Source organism: Bradyrhizobium sp. USDA 3240 (genome assembly GCF_054063295.1).
Map to the genome: position 1 here is coordinate 4,541,426 of NZ_JBSSGD010000002.1, position 15,981 is coordinate 4,557,406.

Annotated in this window: 15 protein-coding genes; 8 read left to right on the forward strand and 7 right to left on the reverse strand. The window is 66.4% G+C overall.

What is annotated here, in order from left to right; genetic code table 11:
* Window positions 1-18: 18 nt before the first annotated feature.
* A complete protein-coding gene (locus ACVIGA_RS22170) occupies window positions 19-837 on the reverse strand; it encodes a hypothetical protein (RefSeq protein ID WP_456667981.1) in 819 nt (272 codons plus the stop codon).
* 582 nt (window positions 838-1,419) lie between these two features.
* Complete coding sequence (locus ACVIGA_RS22175; protein ID WP_456667982.1) at window positions 1,420-2,400, reverse strand: NADPH:quinone oxidoreductase family protein; 981 nt, start codon at window positions 2,398-2,400, stop codon at window positions 1,420-1,422.
* 105 nt (window positions 2,401-2,505) lie between these two features.
* Here ACVIGA_RS22175 and ACVIGA_RS22180 point away from each other — a divergent pair, with 105 nt between their 5' ends.
* From ACVIGA_RS22180 to argG, 6 genes are all read left to right on the forward strand, one after another.
* Entirely contained in the window at window positions 2,506-3,345 is an 840-nt protein-coding gene (locus ACVIGA_RS22180) for an SDR family oxidoreductase (protein ID WP_223971064.1), read from the forward strand.
* Window positions 3,346-3,511: 166 nt separating this feature from the next.
* The gene (locus tag ACVIGA_RS22185; RefSeq protein ID WP_456667983.1) at window positions 3,512-4,111 is read left to right on the forward strand and encodes an invasion associated locus B family protein; all 600 of its coding nucleotides are present in this window, start codon (window positions 3,512-3,514) and stop codon (window positions 4,109-4,111) included.
* 136 nt (window positions 4,112-4,247) lie between these two features.
* Window positions 4,248-5,462 (forward strand): 23S rRNA (adenine(2503)-C(2))-methyltransferase RlmN, encoded by a 1,215-nt coding sequence (rlmN, locus tag ACVIGA_RS22190; RefSeq protein WP_223971062.1) that lies wholly within the window; start codon window positions 4,248-4,250, stop codon window positions 5,460-5,462.
* A gap of 126 nt (window positions 5,463-5,588) precedes the next feature.
* Window positions 5,589-6,074: a hypothetical protein gene (locus tag ACVIGA_RS22195; RefSeq protein ID WP_456667984.1), complete on the forward strand. Its 486-nt coding sequence runs from the start codon at window positions 5,589-5,591 to the stop codon at window positions 6,072-6,074.
* A gap of 233 nt (window positions 6,075-6,307) precedes the next feature.
* Window positions 6,308-7,090, forward strand: coding sequence for a phosphatase PAP2 family protein (locus ACVIGA_RS22200; protein ID WP_456667985.1), 783 nt, complete (start codon window positions 6,308-6,310; stop codon window positions 7,088-7,090).
* A gap of 78 nt (window positions 7,091-7,168) precedes the next feature.
* Window positions 7,169-8,506: an argininosuccinate synthase gene (gene argG, locus ACVIGA_RS22205; RefSeq protein WP_456667986.1), complete on the forward strand. Its 1,338-nt coding sequence runs from the start codon at window positions 7,169-7,171 to the stop codon at window positions 8,504-8,506.
* A 156-nt stretch (window positions 8,507-8,662) separates the two neighbouring features.
* On the opposite strand, the gene ACVIGA_RS22210 is transcribed toward argG, so the two are convergent.
* Entirely contained in the window at window positions 8,663-9,250 is a 588-nt protein-coding gene (locus ACVIGA_RS22210; RefSeq protein ID WP_456670859.1) for a TetR/AcrR family transcriptional regulator, read from the reverse strand.
* 97 nt (window positions 9,251-9,347) lie between these two features.
* Here ACVIGA_RS22210 and ACVIGA_RS22215 point away from each other — a divergent pair, with 97 nt between their 5' ends.
* Entirely contained in the window at window positions 9,348-9,713 is a 366-nt protein-coding gene (locus ACVIGA_RS22215) for a nuclear transport factor 2 family protein (protein WP_223971048.1), read from the forward strand.
* A gap of 109 nt (window positions 9,714-9,822) precedes the next feature.
* Window positions 9,823-11,577 (forward strand): alkaline phosphatase, encoded by a 1,755-nt coding sequence (locus tag ACVIGA_RS22220; protein WP_456667987.1) that lies wholly within the window; start codon window positions 9,823-9,825, stop codon window positions 11,575-11,577.
* 58 nt (window positions 11,578-11,635) lie between these two features.
* Here ACVIGA_RS22220 and ACVIGA_RS22225 read toward each other — a convergent pair whose 3' ends face one another.
* The 4 genes from ACVIGA_RS22225 to ACVIGA_RS22240 form a co-directional block, all read right to left on the reverse strand.
* Window positions 11,636-13,945, reverse strand: a complete 2,310-nt coding sequence (locus ACVIGA_RS22225) for an OmpA family protein (RefSeq protein WP_456667988.1) — start codon at window positions 13,943-13,945, stop codon at window positions 11,636-11,638.
* A gap of 235 nt (window positions 13,946-14,180) precedes the next feature.
* Entirely contained in the window at window positions 14,181-14,414 is a 234-nt protein-coding gene (locus ACVIGA_RS22230; protein ID WP_456667989.1) for a hypothetical protein, read from the reverse strand.
* Window positions 14,415-14,519: 105 nt separating this feature from the next.
* On the reverse strand, window positions 14,520-14,906 hold the full coding sequence (locus tag ACVIGA_RS22235) for a VOC family protein (protein ID WP_223971036.1): 387 nt from the start codon (window positions 14,904-14,906) through the stop codon (window positions 14,520-14,522).
* A gap of 195 nt (window positions 14,907-15,101) precedes the next feature.
* Window positions 15,102-15,959 (reverse strand): FkbM family methyltransferase, encoded by an 858-nt coding sequence (locus ACVIGA_RS22240; RefSeq protein WP_456667990.1) that lies wholly within the window; start codon window positions 15,957-15,959, stop codon window positions 15,102-15,104.
* Window positions 15,960-15,981 lie beyond the last annotated feature (22 nt).

The window sequence follows — 15,981 nt, forward strand, 5'->3', positions numbered from 1 at the left end:
GTGTCCCTCGAGATGAGCCTAGTTTTGCAATTGCGCGAGGCGTTGCTGTGCGGGCTGCGAGCCGAGTTCGGCGGCCTTGCGATACCAGAGGCGCGCGGTCTCCGGATCGGGCGTGATGCTCCGCTTGTCCAAGGTCCCCAGCACGTCGGGATCGTAGGTGCGAGCCAGCAACAGCGCCGCGTCCGCGTCCTGCGCATCCGCGGCCCGCTCGAGCAAGAGCCGCGCCGATACGATGTCGCCGATCGCAAGCAGGCTGTTGGCGCGCTTCAGGAGGCCTGCGACGTCATCCGGATCGAGGCGTCTTGCCGGTGGCGCCGCCGGTGGTGGTGGCTCGATCGGCGCTGCCACGGGCGTTTCGTGCGCAACGACTTCGCTCTTGATCGCTTCCTGATAGGCGGCCGCGATCTGCGCGCGTGACGGCGGGGTTGTAGTGGCGGGCGACACCTCGGTGGCCACGGCGCGAACCGCGTCCGCGATTTCTGCGCGGGCCTCGATCGGCGAGACGCCGACCAGCGCGGCCTTGGCGCTCAGGACCGCGTCGCGCACGCTGCCGATGGACCACAGCCCGACCGCCGCAGCCGCGACAAGTGCGCCGGCCGAAATTGTCAGCAGACCGGTGCGGAGGCGTGAACGTGGAATTGTGGTGCGCCCGTGCCAATCCGCGTCATCGATTTGGCTTGAAAGAAAAAGCGGGGCAGGTTCGTCCGCGCCGATGTCGATGGCTGCCCGATGTGGTCGCCGGTAGCGATAAGGTGCAAATTCGGGATCGTTGATATCCGCGTTGACCGCGCCGCGCGGCGGATCGTTGCCGTGAACGTGTGTTGGATTCCCCACCATGATGATGTTTCCCCGATACTATGACGCAACAATCGGGCATCTCTGGTGTCTGGTTGTTATTCTTATTGGGGTCCCTGAGCGCCCATTACAGGTTCTTAATCGCCTTGCGATTGGGCCCAAAAAGCGGCCTCGGTCGCTGCGAATCGGGAGAAATTTGGGTTTGATTGCGGCAGCGCGCGCCAACTCGGAGAATGTTCACAAGGTCTGCTCGCGTTGCGCGCGCAGCGCCGAAGCGTGGAGTGCCGACGAAGGAGTGAGGTCTGCGTTCTGCTTTTTTCCGTAAGGGGGAAAGTCGAGATGGGGGTCAGCCGCGGACTCCGCTGCAAGTCGAGAGAGCAGATCCCGACCCGCTTTGCTCTGGCGAGCAAAGCAACCTCCCCTTTTTCAAGGGGAGGTTATGTGCATCCCGGATTTCGCTGCGCTCCATCCGGGCTACGAACTTTCACGACCCGTCATCCTGAGGTGCGAGCTCTTGCGAGCCTCGAAGGATGCACGGCCCCGCCGGTGGCCGTCGACCCTTCGAGACGCGCTACGCGCTCCTCAGGGTGACGGTGATAGCGAGACGCGCGCGGTCCGCCCAGCTCAACTTCCCGGATGCAGGATCACCTTGCCCATCGCCTTGCGGCCGGCGAGCACCTTCAGGGCTTCTGCGGTCTGCGACAGCGGGAAGGTGCGGTCGACATGTGAGGAGATCTTGCCTTCCGCGGTCCACTGCACGAGCTTCTCGAGGTTCTTGCGGTTCTTCTCCGGGTTCAGCCGCGCCCACGCGCCCCAGAACACGCCGCGGATGTCGCAGCCCTTGAGCAGCGCGAGGTTGAGCGGAATCTTCGGGATGTCGCCGGCGGCAAAGCCGATCACCAGGAAGCGGCCTTCCCATGCGGTCGAGCGCAGCGCAGCCTCGGCATAGGCGCCGCCGACCGGATCGAACACGATGTCGGCGCCCTTGCCGTTGGTCAGCTTGCGCAGGCCCTCCTTCAGATCTTCCTTGGCGTAGTTCAGCGTCAGTTCGGCGCCGTGCTGCTTGGCGAATGCGAGCTTCTCGTCCGACGATGCGCAGGCGATCACCTTCAGGCCCATCAACTTGCCGAGCTCGCACGCGGCAAGGCCGGTACCGCCGGCGGCGCCCAGCACCGCGAGCGTGTCGCCCGGCTTCGGGCTCGCGCGATCTTCCAGCGCATGCAGCGCGGTGCCGTAGATGATGATGATGCCGGCGGCGCGGTCGTAATCGAGATTGTCGGGAATCTTCACAATCGTATTCGCGGGCAGCGCGATCTTGTCGCGCGCGCCGTTGTGACCGCATGACGCAACGACGCGGTCGCCGACCTTCAGATCGGTGACACCGGCGCCGACGCTCTCGATCACGCCGGCGACTTCGGCGGCCGGCGAGAACGGGAACGGCGGCTTGATCTGGTACTTGCCCTGGATCATCAGGATGTCGAAGAAATTCAGCGCCGCCGCCTTGATCGCGATCACGGCTTCGCCGGGACCCGCCACCGGATCGGGCACGTCAGCCAGCACGAGATCGTCGGGTTGACAGTATTGCGAGCAGAGGATGGCTTTCATGGACACACCTGAGTTTCGGACGCAGAAAGAGCTGCAAGATCTTGGACTACAAGCTTCATGCCGGATTTGCGGCGGAGCGACAATACAGTGCGGAGGGATCAAACTATGTTTGAAAAAGGCCTGCTAGCGAAAAAGCGCATCCTGATCACCGGCGGCGGCTCCGGCCTTGGCGCGGCGATGGGCGCCCGCTTTGCCGAGCTCGGTGCCGAACTGATCATCTGCGGGCGGCGCGAGGGGCTGCTGGAGGAAACCGCAGCAAAATTCCGCAGCGAGCTCGGCGCCAAGGTGTCGACCGCGCGCTGCGATATCCGCGACGGCGCCGCGGTCGAGGCGATGATGGATCAGGTCTGGCAGGACGCGCCGATCGACGTACTCGTCAACAATGCTGCCGCAACCTTTATTGCGCAGAGCGAACATTTGTCATTCCGTGCCGCGGACGCGATCCTCGCGCCGACGCTGCATGGCACGATGTATTGCACGCTCGCCGCCGGCCGCCGCTGGATCGAAGGCAAGCACAAGGGCGTGGTGCTCTCGATCCTCTCGACCTCGACCATCACCGGCCGCGCCTTCACGGTGCCGTCGTCGATGGCCAAGACCGCGGTGCTGGCGATGACCAAGAGCCTTGCCGTCGAGTGGGGCCCGAAAGGCATCCGCACTGTGGCGATCGCGCCGGGCGCGTTCCCGACGCCGGGTGCGACCGGACAGTTGCGTCCCGAAGCGCGCGGCGAGACCTGGTCGCATCGCAATCCGCTCGGCCGCGCCGGCGAGCATTCCGAGTTGGCCAATCTCGCCACCTTCCTGATCTCGGATCAGGGCGGCTACATCAATGGCGAGATGGTGGTGCAGGACGGCGGCGCGCATTTGCGCAGTTCCGGTGCCGAGGACCTGCTGCAATGGACCGATGCCCAATGGGAGAGCCAGCGCGCCGCGCGCGCCAAGGGGTGATCAACGATACCAAGCACTGAGTAGCAATCGATGCGCGCACGGCTGTCGACGGCGCGCGCGCCCCAGACCTAACTGCCTTCCCAAAAAAGCGTTTCCCGGTTATCCATCCGAGCCGGCGGAGGGGAATCGCCGGGCCATCTTCCAGTCACAATGATGGGGGAACCAGTTGGCCGTGCGGCAAATTCTGACATCACTGGCTGTTTGTGTCGTGTGCGGGATCGTCTCCCTCGCGCCGGCGCAGGCTGCGCCCAAGAAGGATACGGCGAAGGAAGCGGCCAAGCCGGCGCCTTCGGCCGCCGCGGCTGCGGCCGGCGGTGCGGAACCGACGCTGATCGGCCAATTCGGGACCTGGGGCGCCTACACCGCATCGCCCAACGGCAAGAAGGTGTGCTTTGCGCTCGCCAAGCCGTCGTCGTCGAAGACCAACCCGCCGAACCGGCCGCGTGATCCGGCCTATGCCTTCATCTCGACCCGCCCGGCCGAGAAGGTCGTCAACGAAGTCTCGATCATGATCGGCTACAGTGTGAAGCCAGGCTCGGAATCGACGCTCCAGGTCGGCGGCGGGACCTATGCGATGTACACCCAGGGCGACGGCCTCTGGATCAAGAATGCGGCCGAGGAGGAGCGGATGGTGGAAGCCATGCGCAAATCGGCCGATCTGACGGTAAAAGCCGTCTCGGCGAAGGGCACCGAGACGATCGACAGCTTCTCGCTGAAGGGTCTGGCGCAGGCGCTCGACCGGCTCGGACAGGACTGCCGGCGCTAGAGCATGATCCGGAAAAGTGTGGAGCGGTTTTCCGGAAAGATCATGCTCCAAAAAAAGCCAGCTCCCGGCTCATAGACGTGAAATTGAGGTATTTGGCGGCTTTCCAGCACCGGCTGGAAGGCCTATTTGAGGTTTCATGACCGACCCCGTGACCACCCATGCCGTGTCCGGCGCCAGCGCGCTGGTCGAAAAGGTTCCGCTCGAGACCTATGTGCCGCCGGCCAAGCCGTCGCTGATCGGGCTGTCGCGCGCCGAGATCGCCGATCGCCTCGGCGAAATCGGGGTGCAGGCCGCGCAGCGCAAGATGCGCACCCAGCAGCTCTGGAACTGGATGTATTTCCGCGGCGCCAAGAACTTCGGCGAGATGACCAACGTCTCGAAGGACATGCGCGCCGAGCTCGAGAAGCATTTTACCGTCGACCGTCCCGAGGTGGTCGCCGAGCAGATCTCCAATGACGGCACGCGCAAATGGCTTCTGCGGCTGCCGAGCGGCGACAAGGTCGAGCGGCCGCACGAGGTCGAGTGCGTCTACATCCCCGAGACCGATCGCGGCACGCTGTGTGTTTCCTCGCAGGTCGGCTGCACGCTGAACTGCTCGTTCTGCCACACCGGCACGCAGCGGCTGGTGCGCAACCTCACCGCCGGCGAGATCGTCGGCCAGGTGATGGTGGCGCGCGACCGGCTGAACGACTGGGCCGATCGCGAGGACGGCACGCGGCGCGTCACCAACATCGTGATGATGGGGATGGGCGAGCCGCTCTACAATTTCGACGCGGTGCGCGACGCACTGCTGATCGTCGGCGACAATGAAGGCATCGGGATTTCCCGCCGCCGCATCACGCTGTCGACTTCGGGCGTGGTGCCGAACATCCAGCGCACCGGCGAGGAGATCGGCGTGATGCTCGCGATCTCGCTGCATGCGGTGCGCGACGAGCTGCGCAACGAACTGGTGCCGCTGAACCGCAAATATCCGATCAAGGAATTGCTGCAGGCCTGCCGCGATTATCCCGGCGCCTCGAACGCGCGGCGCATCACCTTCGAATATGTGATGCTCAAGGGCGTCAACGATTCGCTCGACGACGCCAAGCTGCTGGTGAAGCTGCTCAAGGGCATTCCGGCCAAGATCAACCTGATCCCGTTCAATCCATGGCCGGGCACCGCCTACGAGTGCTCGGACTGGGAGCAGATCGAAAAATTCTCGGAATACATCTTCAACGCTGGCTATTCCTCGCCGGTGCGCACGCCGCGCGGCCGCGACATCCTCGCCGCCTGCGGTCAGCTCAAGTCGGAGACCGAAAAGCTCTCCGCCCGCGAGCGCCAGGCGCTGCGCGCGATGGCGATGACGGATTGAGCGTTGTGAGCGAACACGCTCTCCGCGACGTCATTGCGAGCGAAGCGAAGCAATCCATGTCCGAACTTGCTGAACCATGGATTGCTTGGTCGCTATCGCTCCTCGCAATGACGGGGAGCTCGTAGCATGGCCTTGATCGGCCGCCTGTTCGTCGTCGCCTTCGGCTTCCTGATGGCCTGCTTCGTGGCCGGGATCATCGTGGTCGTCGCGGTGCTGTATCCCGAGCTCAGCGATTTCGGCGGGCAGATCGATCAGAGTGCGATTAACGTCGTGCTCGGCTTCGGCTTCATCTTCATTTCCGGCTTTGCGCTGCTGCCCGCGCTGATCGTGGTGCTGATCACCGAGGCCTTCTTCATCCGCAGCGTGCTGGCCTACGCTGTCGGTGGTGCGATCGTCGGCGCGGCCTGCTATCTCGGCCTGGTTCCGTTCGATCCCGACATGATGCAATTCCACGGCATCGTGCGCCGGCACGTGGAGATCATGACCGGCGCAGGCATTGTTGCGGGCCTGGTCTACTGGCTGATCGCCGGCCGCACCGCCGGCGCCTGGCGCGAGCCGCCGCGCCCATTGCCGCCGCCGCCGCCATTGCCGTCACAATCGCCGCAGCCGTGATGCGAGTCTTATCCTCCCCTGGAGGGGGAGGATCGGGTCGCATGAAGCGCAGCGAAATGCGAACCGAGGTGGGGTGATCTCTCAACTCGGGCAGTGCAGACGCGGAGAGACCTTCACCCCACCCCGACTCACATTTCGCTCCGCTCAATGTGAGTCGACCCTCCCCCTCCAGGGGAGGGTGTTTGGAGCTCCCACACTTCCCATGCCCCGCCGCCTCGGCTAAACCGCGCGCCATGAACCGGACCGGACTTTTTATCGCGCTGGCGCTCGCGCTCATCATCGGCATCCTGTTCGGGGTCTATCCCGAGCTCGACCTGAAGCTCGCGGCGCTGTTCTACGATGCCACGGAAAACAGCTTCCCCGTGAAGCTCGACGCGGTCGCCTCGTTCGCGCGCGATGCGGCGATGTGGATCGCCTGGGCGCTGGTGCTGCCGGCGATCGTGACCATCGTCTGGAAATTCATCCGGCCGGATCGGCCGATGCTGATGTCGGGCCGCGCCGCGGTGTTCCTGCTGACCACGATGCTGCTGTCGGCCGGCGTCCTCACCAACCTCACCTTCAAGAACTATTGGGGCCGGCCGCGGCCGGTGTTCGTGACGCAGTTCGGCGGCGACCTGCAATTCATGCCGTGGTGGGACCCGCGCGGCGGCTGCCCGCGCAACTGCTCGTTCTTCTCCGGCGAGGGCGCCACCGCGTTCTGGACCTATGCGCCGGCGGCGCTGACGCCGCCAGCCTGGCGGCCGCTGGCCTTTGCCGGGGCGACCGTGTTCGGCATCGTCACCAGCGGGCTTCGCATGGCCTTTGGCGGGCACTTTTTCACCGATGTGGCGATCGCCGGCCTGGTATCGTTTTTCACCGTCTGGCTGTTCTACGCGCTGATCTACCGCTGGGCCTCGACCCGGCTGACCGACGCCCAGGTCGACGCCGCGCTGACGCGGCTCGCCATGCCCGGCTACCGGTGGATGCAGCGCTGGCGCCGGGGCGGCCAAGCGGAGCCGAGCCAGCCTGAAGCCTGATTAAAGGCGTGCCCAGGCTCCGGAAATTTGATATTCGCCCAGCGTAATCATCCCGATTTCGACCGATTGGACCGTCCCATGAGTACGATTCTGAAAAGCCTGCCCACCGGCGAGAAAGTCGGCATCGCGTTCTCGGGCGGGCTCGACACGTCAGCGGCGCTGCTCTGGATGAAGCTGAAGGGCGCCAAGGTCTTCGCCTACACCGCCAATCTCGGCCAGCCCGACGAGGCCGATTACGACGCGATCCCGCGCAAGGCGATGGATTTCGGCGCCGAGAAGGCCCGCCTGGTCGATTGCCGCACCCAGCTGGTGCATGAGGGCATCGCCGCGATCCAGTCCGGCGCGTTCCACATCTCGACCGGCGGCATCACCTATTTCAACACCACCCCGCTCGGCCGCGCGGTGACCGGCACGATGCTGGTCGCGGCGATGCAGGAGGACGGCGTCAACATCTGGGGCGACGGCTCGACTTACAAGGGCAACGACATCGAGCGCTTCTATCGCTACGGCCTGCTGACCAATCCGAGTTTGCGCATCTACAAGCCCTGGCTCGACCAGCAGTTCATCGACGAGCTCGGCGGCCGCGCCGAGATGTCGGCGTTCATGACCGCGCAGGGTTTTGCCTACAAGATGAGCGCGGAGAAGGCCTATTCGACCGACAGCAATTTGCTCGGCGCGACTCATGAGGCCAAGGATCTCGAGAGCCTCGCGAGCGGCATCACCATCGTCAATCCGATCATGGGCGTGCCGTTCTGGCGCGCCGATTGCGACGTCAAGCCCGAGAAGGTCGTGGTGCGCTTCGAGGAGGGCCAGCCGGTCGCGCTGAACGGCAAGAGCTTTGCCGATCCGGTCGCGCTGTTCCTCGAGGCCAACGCGATCGGTGGCCGCCATGGCCTCGGCATGAGCGACCAGATCGAGAACCGCATCATCGAGGCCAAGAGCCGCGGCATCTACGAGGCGCCCGGCATGGCGCTGCTGCACATCGCCTATGAGCGGCTGGTCACCGGCATCCATAACGAGGATACGATCGAGCAGTACCGCATCAGCGGCATGCGGCTCGGCCGGCTGCTGTATCAGGGCCGCTGGTTCGATTCGCAGGCCTTGATGTTGCGCGAGACCGCGCAGCGCTGGGTGGCGCGCGCCGTCACCGGCGAGGTGACGCTCGAGCTGCGCCGCGGCAACGACTACTCCATCCTCAACACCGAGAGCCCGAACCTGACCTATGCGCCGGAGCGCCTCAGCATGGAGAAGGTCGAGGACGCCGCCTTCTCGCCCGCCGACCGCATAGGCCAGCTGACGATGCGCAACTTGGACATCGCCGACAGCCGCGCCAAGCTCGGGCTGTACAGCAAGACCGGCTTGATCTCGAGCGGCGAAGGCTCGCAGATCTTCCAGCTCGAGAACGACAAGGATTGAGGTAGCGCTCTCTCACTTCGTCGTCCCGGGCAAGCGAAGCGCGACCCGGGACCCATAACCACGACCGTCAATTGTTGCAAAACGCTGGGGCCACAGCGCGCTTCAACAACTTAATCCTGTGGTGATGGGTCCCTAGACGACGGGAGAGATGTTGGCTTACTTCACCCTGAGCGCATCCAGCAGCGATCGAAACGCACGCGCGTAATCGGTGCCGGTCTTGCCGATGTCGGGGCCGGCGGAGACCGCGACCGCGGCCTCCGTCACCGCGCCGAGCAACAGCCGCGCCAGGGGCTCGATCGGCTGCTTGGCGATCACGCCGGCGTCCATCGCCGCCGCCAGCGCGCGCGGAAATTTGCCGCCGAAATGCTTGGCGTCGATCTCGCGCCAGCGTTCCCAGCCGAGCACGGCCGGCCCATCGCGCAAGATGATCTGGCCGGTCGGGCCTTTTGAGCACGCCGCGAAATAGCCCTGCGTTCCCGCCGCCATCGCCGCGAGCGGATCGTTCTCGGCGCGCGAGATGCGGTCGAGATCGGCGACGAGGTCCATCGAGACCTGCTCGAACACCGCCTCGAACACCGCCTCCTTGGTCGAAAAGTGATGATAGACCGCGCCCTTGGCGACGCGCGCGCCACTGGCGATGTCGTCCATCGTCGCAGCCGCAAAGCCGCGGTCGCCAAAAATGCGCCGCGCCGCCTTGACGATCGCGGCTCTGGTCTTCTCGCGCCGTTCGGCCTGGGTTGCCATCATGAATGTCTAGCCCAGGTTCCGCATTGGCGCCAGTTGACTTACCGACTTCCAGTCGATAAATACCGACCATCAGTCGGTAAATGGAGATTGCCCGATGCCTTCGCTCAAGACGCTGCAAGCCTTCGCTGATACGGTCGAAGCCAACGACCATGTCGGCGCGATCAGGAACTTCTATACGGCCGATGCCCGCACCCAGGAGAACGACGGCGAATGGCGCGTCGGCCGCGAGGCGCTGGCGGCGCGCGAGGCGGCGGTGCTGGCCGCGGTCTCCAGTGTGAAGACCACGCGGCTCGGACCGCTGTTGCTCGACGGCGATCATTCGGCGATCTGCTGGCGGTTCGAATTCACCGGCAAGGACGGCAAGGTCCGCAGCATGGAGGAGGTCGCCTGGCAGACCTGGCGCGGCGAGGAGCTGGTCGAGGAGCGCTTCTTCTACGATCCGCAGCAGATCGCGCGCTGACCCCCGCGCTTGCGGCAATACGTCCCGGCGCCGGCTCATTGCGGCGTCATCCGCCGCCGCTAGCCTCCGCCCCGGGCGCGCATGATGCGCAAGGGGCGGAGCATCGATCATGATCAAGTCATTGGCCGGCGTGGCCGTCACGCTGGTGTTGTCGGCAGCGCCGACGCTCGCCCAGACCATCTATCCGATCGATCGCGCCGATATCCTCGTCGGCGCCAAGTTCGACTTCAAGGTCGAACTTCCCGGCGTCGTCGATCAAGCCCGGCTGAAAGTGACGCTGAACGGCGCGGACTATGCCGCGGTGTTCGGTCAGGCCGGCACGTTCACCGCGCGTGAAGCCGGTAAGGATCAGTCGGCGTTGCTGCTGCGCGATGTCTCGCTCGCCAAGCCCGGTCCGGTGACCGTCGAAGTCAGCGACGGCACGCAGAGCCGTAACGTGACCTGGACCGTCTACGACACCGGGTCGCGCAAGGCGAAGAATGTGATCCTGTTCATCGGGGACGGGATGTCGCCGGCGCATCGCGTCGCCGCGCGGATCCTCTCCAAGGGAATCGTGGAAGGCAAGAGCCGCGGCAAGCTCGCCATCGACGACATGCCGCACATGGCGCTGGTGGCGACCGCAGGCTCGGATTCGATCATCACCGATTCGGCGAATGCCGCGAGCGCCTACGCCACCGGCCACAAGGCCGCGGTCAATGCGCTCCGTGTGTACGCCGATCGCACGCCCGATCCGCTCGACGACCCCAGGGTCGAGACCATCGCGAGTCTTGCCAAGCGGGCCGGGCTCGCCGTCGGCATCGTCACCAACACCGAAATCGAGGACGCGACGCCGGCGGCGATGGTCGCGCATACCCGCCGCCGCGCCGCCTATGATGCGATCGTCGCGCAATATTTCGATGCGAAGCCCGACGTGCTGATGGGCGGCGGCGCCGCGAACTTCCTGCCGCAATCCGCCGCGGGATCGAAACGCAAGGACGACATCGATTATCTCGCGCGTTTCCGCGACGCCGGCTATCCGGTCGCGACCACCGCAAGCGAGCTCAATGCGCTCGCCGCACGGCCGGAGACGCAGCAATTGCTCGGTCTGTTCGCCACCGGCAACATGGACGGCGCGCTCGACCGCAAATTTCTCAAGGGCGGCGGCGTCAAGAAATTCCCCGAGCAGCCCGACCTGACGGAACAGGTCCAGGCGGCGCTCACGGTCCTGTCGAAGCACGAGTCTGGTTTCTTCCTGATGGTCGAGTCCGGCCTGATCGACAAATACGCCCATCTGCTCGACATGGAGCGCGCGGTCTATGACACCATCATGCTCGACAATGCGGTGCGGCTGGCGAAGGACTGGGCCAAGGCGCGCAACGACGACACGCTGATCCTGGTCGTCGCCGACCACAACCATCCGAACAGCCTGGTCGGCACCATCAATGACGACATGACGGCTGTATCCAACGTGCCGCTGCGCGAGCGCGTCGGCGTCTACGACCAGGCCGGCTTCCCGAATTACCCGGCGCCCGATGCCGAGGGCTATCCGTCACGCGTTGATGTCAGCCGGCGGCTTGCGATTTTCTCCGCCAGCCTGCCGGACCATTACGAGACGTTCCGCCCGAAGCTCGACGATCCGAACGAGCCGACCGTGAAGGGCGATCAGCCCGACACCTTCAAGGCCAACGACAAATACAAGGACGTTCCCGGCGTCGCGCTGCGCTTCGGCAATCTGCCGGCGATGATTGGCGCCAGCGTGCATTCCGGCGAGGATGTCATCCTCACCGCGACTGGACCAGGCAGCGAGCGCGTCCACGGTTCGATGGACAACACCGAGGTGTTTCGCGTGATGGTCGACGCGCTGGGGCTGGGGGCGGGGAAATAGCGCACAAAAAAATGGCCGGGATCGCTCCCGGCCATTTCGTATCGCGATGCTCGCCGGTTCAGCGCGGCGGCGCTGCGGAGGCGGTGCCGCCGTTGAGCAGCGGGGTGATGCGGCGGACGGTGACGCGCCGGTTGATGCGGCTCGGTCCGTCGGTCTGCTCCTTCAGGTATTGCGAGCCGTAACCCTGCGAAGTCAGGTTCTCTGCCGGCACGCCGAACTGCTGCGTCAGCAACTCGGCAGCGGATTGCGCGCGGCGGTCGGACAGCGACAGATTGTCGGTGTCGTTGCCGGTCGCATCCGTATGGCCTTCGATCAGGAACACCTCGCGCGGATTGCGCTGGATGGCCCGGTTGAGGCCGTCGGCGATCGCCTGCAGCTTCGCCGCCTGATCCGGCGGAATCTGCCACGAGCCGGAGTCGAAGTTGATGCTGTTGACGTCGATCGACGGCATCAGCATGCGGACGTTCGGGCTGTAGCGGATCTCGTCGAGCGTATAGCGTCGCGCGATCCGGTCCACCGGCGGCGCCTCCATGGTGTCGTAGATCACGTCCGGGGCCGCGCTGTCGGACTCGACGATGTAGCGATCATAGGGGATGCGGACCACCGGCGGAGGCAGGTCGACATAGAAGCCGCCGACCGCGCCCGGATCGCGATAGCTGTTGTCGATGATGACGAGCTCACGTCCGCCCTGGTCCCTGCGGATCCGGCGCAGCATCTGGCCATCGGGACCGACCACCGTGATGATCTCGCTGCCGTCGGGACGAACCACGATGGTGCGAGTCTCGCCGCCGATTGTCTCGGTGCGGATGTCACGCGCGCCATAGCGGAAGCGATAGACGTCGTCGCCACGCACATAGGCCTGCCCGCCCGGATCGCGGATGATGATGCGGTCCGGCTCGGTGTAGATGGTGCGGCCGCCTTCGACGACTTCCTGCCGCTGGTTGTGCAGGTCGGCGATGGTCCCGCCGATGATCGCACCGGCGACCACGCCGACGCCGACGGCGGCACCGATCGCGAGCGGCGAGACGTTGTCACGTCGCGGAGGCGGCGGAAGCGGCGCCGTGACCGTTGGTGCGGCCCGGAACGCGGACGAGACCGTCGGCGGGGCGTATTGCGCCTGGCCGGGCGGGGGCGTTGCGGCCGCCGAGCCGGGGACGACACCCGGCGCCGAGGGGCCGGCCGGTCGTGCCGCGGGCGCGCCCATCGCGGCTCCCTGGGCTGGTGATACGCCGGGCGCAACGGCCGGAGCCGGTGCTGCGCCGGGAGCGCCCATTGCGGCACCTGGGGCCGGAGGCGTTCCGGGCGGTGTGGCCGGACGTCCCTGCTGACCCGGCGCCGGTGGCGTCGGCGTCGCGCCCGGAGGCGTGGTTGCGGCGGGCGGGGTGCCGGGGGTGCCGGGCCGTGCCGGCGGCTGTCCGCCAGCGGCGGGAGGCGTCGTTGTTGTCGAAGGCGCGGGCGTTGTCGGCGACGTCGCGCCGGGCGCAGTCGTGGGCGGTGTACCCGGCGGTTGCTTGGCACCGCCAGGACGTTCACCGCCAGGACGTTCACCGCCCGGCCGGTCGCCAGGCCGGCGCTCGGCCGGTGCCGTTGTCGGAGCTCCGGGGGTTGCAGGCGTCGGCGTTGCAGCCGCGGGCGGCGTGCCGGGACGTGCCGCGGGAGCGGCACCCGGTGCTGCCGGTGCGGCGCTTGGTGCGGCACTTGGCGCCGGTGTCGGCGGAGTGCGCGCAGGTCCGGCGCCGGGCGGCGGCGTAACCGGACGTTGCGGCGCTGCGGCGGGCGGCGGTGGAGGCGGCGGCGGTGTCGGATGTGCGGGTGCAGCCGCGGGCGGCGGCGTTGCCGGCTTGGCGGCAGGCGGCTCGGGTCGCACAGGCGCGGCGGCCGGCGGAGGCGGAGCCGGGCGCGCGGCAGGCGGTTCGGGCCGTGCCGGGGCTGCCGGCGGAGCCGGGTGTGCGGGCGCCGCCGCGGGCGGCGGAGGTGGAGCGGGGCGTGCAGGCGCGGCTGCGGGCGGAGCCGGCGGCGTCGGATGCGGCGGAGCAGCGGCCGGTGGCGGAGGTGGCGGGGTGGGACGCGCGGGTGCTGCGGGCGGCGGCGGAGCCGGATGCGGCGCGGCTGCCGGAGGCGGCGCTTGCGGATGCGGTGCGGCTGCCGGAGGTGGCGCCTGCGGATGCGGCGCGGCGGCGGGCGGAGCCGGATGCGCAGGAGCGCCCGGCGCGGGCCGGGGCTTCGGCTTTCCGTCGGGCCCCAGCTCTTCCTTTGGCTGCGCCTGTGCGACGACCAGCGGCGAAGTTTGTGCGTGCGACGCTGAGGTGGCGAACTGCATCACCGTCAGCGCAGTCGTGGCAAGCAGCACGAGACGAAGCTTTGTCATGGTCTTGGAGTCCCCGGGCGGAAAAGTCTGGGCAGGAAGGAAAGGAAGTCAGAGCCGAACAATTCGGCAGGACGATGAATTGCCAGCCGTTAGGCCGGATTGTGGCGAGCGCCGAATCATCGGCGAAGTTTATTTCGACATTATAACGGGTTGCATGTGTGCTTGTTCACCGCGCGTTCAGGAGAAACGCTCGGACACACTCGCAATCGATGTGGAACTGTGGCGCTGCGGCGAATCACCGGACGGCGGGTCGATCTGTCGCAGGCGGCGGGCCGCTTGGTCCAGGCGGTCCGCGCACCGGTGATTCGTCTGGTGTCTTGCCCGGCAGCTCGTCCGGTCGCGGCGGCGCGCCGGGCTCGCGCACCGGCGGTGGAATCTCCGGCTGCGGATTGCCGGGCGGAATTCCCGGCGGCGGTTCGCTCGGCGTGCCCGGCGTCGCCGGCGGAATCTCGGGGGGATCGATCGGCATTAGATCGAGACCCTGTTGCTGATGTCAGGTCGCATCGCGCGCATCGATCGCTCCATCGAATTTCGAAGCGACAACGAATCGCGCGCTGCGCCGTTCCTGTGCGCGTTATCCGGGCGTGTGGCAGACCGCCTCGATGTTGTGGCCGTCGGGATCGAGCACGAACGCGCCGTAATAGTTCGGATGATAATGCGCGCGAATGCCGGGCGCGCCGTTGTCGCGGCCGCCGGCCGCCATCGCGGCCTTGTAGAAGGCGTCGACGGTGGCGCGGTCCTTGGCTGTGATCGCGATATGCACCGGCTTGTTCATCGCGCCTTCGCCGCCGATCCAGAAATCCGGCTTGCCGTCGGCGCCGAAGCCCGCCGCAGGCGCGTGTCCGGTCACCTCCGCGGGCACTTCCATGATCAGGCCGTAGCCAAGCGGCGCCAGCGCCGTCTGGTAGAACGCCTTCGCGCGTTCGTAGTCGGAGACCGAAAAGCCGATATGGTCGATCATTGCGAGCTTCCCTTGTTGTTGCGGACATTGCATCCGCAGTCTGGCTGTACCTCTCCCGCTTGCGGGGGAGGTCGGATTGCATCGAAGATGCAATCCGGGTGGGGGCTCTTTCCACGATATGTCTCGCGGATGCACCCCCACCCCGGCCCTCCCCCGCAAGCGGGAGAGGGAGCAGATCTCCGACGCGGCTGCATCTCAACCACGCACCAGCAGCGTGTTGCTTCGCGTGCGGCCCCGACCGACGTAGCCGCGCGTGTGCATGTCCGCAATGCAGTCGTCGGTCCATTCGTCCTTTGACAGATGCTCGATCACGACCGCGCGGGGCCACAAGCGTTCCGGGGCGTCACGGAAGAAGCCGGTGAGCACGCGGTCCTCGAAACCCTCGACGTCGATCTTCAGCGCATCGACGCTGGTCGCGCCGGCCTCGTCGAGGATGCATTGCAGCCGCAGCGACGGCACCTTGAACGCCTTGCCCGTGGGCGTGCCGGTGACGATGTGGCTGGCGCCGAGATTGTCGCCGTCGGTCTCGATCATCAGCTCGCCATCGGTCGGACCTGCGGCGGCTGCAACCAGGCGCACCTGCGGATAGCCGGAAGCCTGCGTATTGAATTTGAGCCGCGCATGCGTCATCGGATGCGGCTCGATCGCGATCACCTTGCCATTGGGCCCGACATCGCGCGCCAGCGCGAGCGCATACGTGCCGACATTGGCGCCGAGATCGACGAAGGTGCCGCCGGTGCCGACATGCGCCCGCAGGAAGGCGAGCTCTTCCAGATTGTAGTCGGGATTGAACAGCGCACCGCGCTCGGTTGCGCTCGCCTGATGATAGAAGCGGAACGATGCGCCCTGATAGGTCACATCAAGCGGTCCCGAACCGAACAGATTGACCAGCCGCGACAGCCAGGGCCGGAACGCGCCGCGCTTCAATCCAGAGCCATGCGCCAGCCGGATGATGGCGGCCTGCGCCGCATTGGGCGCCAGGGCGCCGAATGGCGGCGGCGAAATGTCGTTGCTCGGGATCACGCATGGCCTCATCGAAAGCGCGGCATGCATAGCCGGTTTTGATCGGAGCGCC

Excerpts from the sequence above, each read along its gene's own strand:
- ACVIGA_RS22210 (WP_456670859.1), bottom strand. The coding sequence starts at position 9,250 with ATGGCAACCCAGGCCGAACGGCGCGAGAAGACCAGAGCCGCGATCGTC.
- ACVIGA_RS22215 (WP_223971048.1), top strand. The coding sequence starts at position 9,348 with ATGCCTTCGCTCAAGACGCTGCAAGCCTTCGCTGATACGGTCGAAGCC.
- ACVIGA_RS22225 (WP_456667988.1), bottom strand. The coding sequence starts at position 13,945 with ATGACAAAGCTTCGTCTCGTGCTGCTTGCCACGACTGCGCTGACGGTG.
- rlmN (WP_223971062.1), top strand. The coding sequence starts at position 4,248 with ATGACCGACCCCGTGACCACCCATGCCGTGTCCGGCGCCAGCGCGCTG.
- argG (WP_456667986.1), top strand. The coding sequence starts at position 7,169 with ATGAGTACGATTCTGAAAAGCCTGCCCACCGGCGAGAAAGTCGGCATC.
- ACVIGA_RS22180 (WP_223971064.1), top strand. The coding sequence starts at position 2,506 with ATGTTTGAAAAAGGCCTGCTAGCGAAAAAGCGCATCCTGATCACCGGC.
- ACVIGA_RS22230 (WP_456667989.1), bottom strand. The coding sequence starts at position 14,414 with ATGCCGATCGATCCCCCCGAGATTCCGCCGGCGACGCCGGGCACGCCG.
- ACVIGA_RS22240 (WP_456667990.1), bottom strand. The coding sequence starts at position 15,959 with ATGCATGCCGCGCTTTCGATGAGGCCATGCGTGATCCCGAGCAACGAC.
- ACVIGA_RS22200 (WP_456667985.1), top strand. The coding sequence starts at position 6,308 with ATGAACCGGACCGGACTTTTTATCGCGCTGGCGCTCGCGCTCATCATC.
- ACVIGA_RS22175 (WP_456667982.1), bottom strand. The coding sequence starts at position 2,400 with ATGAAAGCCATCCTCTGCTCGCAATACTGTCAACCCGACGATCTCGTG.
- ACVIGA_RS22195 (WP_456667984.1), top strand. The coding sequence starts at position 5,589 with ATGGCCTTGATCGGCCGCCTGTTCGTCGTCGCCTTCGGCTTCCTGATG.
- ACVIGA_RS22220 (WP_456667987.1), top strand. The coding sequence starts at position 9,823 with ATGATCAAGTCATTGGCCGGCGTGGCCGTCACGCTGGTGTTGTCGGCA.
- ACVIGA_RS22235 (WP_223971036.1), bottom strand. The coding sequence starts at position 14,906 with ATGATCGACCATATCGGCTTTTCGGTCTCCGACTACGAACGCGCGAAG.
- ACVIGA_RS22170 (WP_456667981.1), bottom strand. The coding sequence starts at position 837 with ATGGTGGGGAATCCAACACACGTTCACGGCAACGATCCGCCGCGCGGC.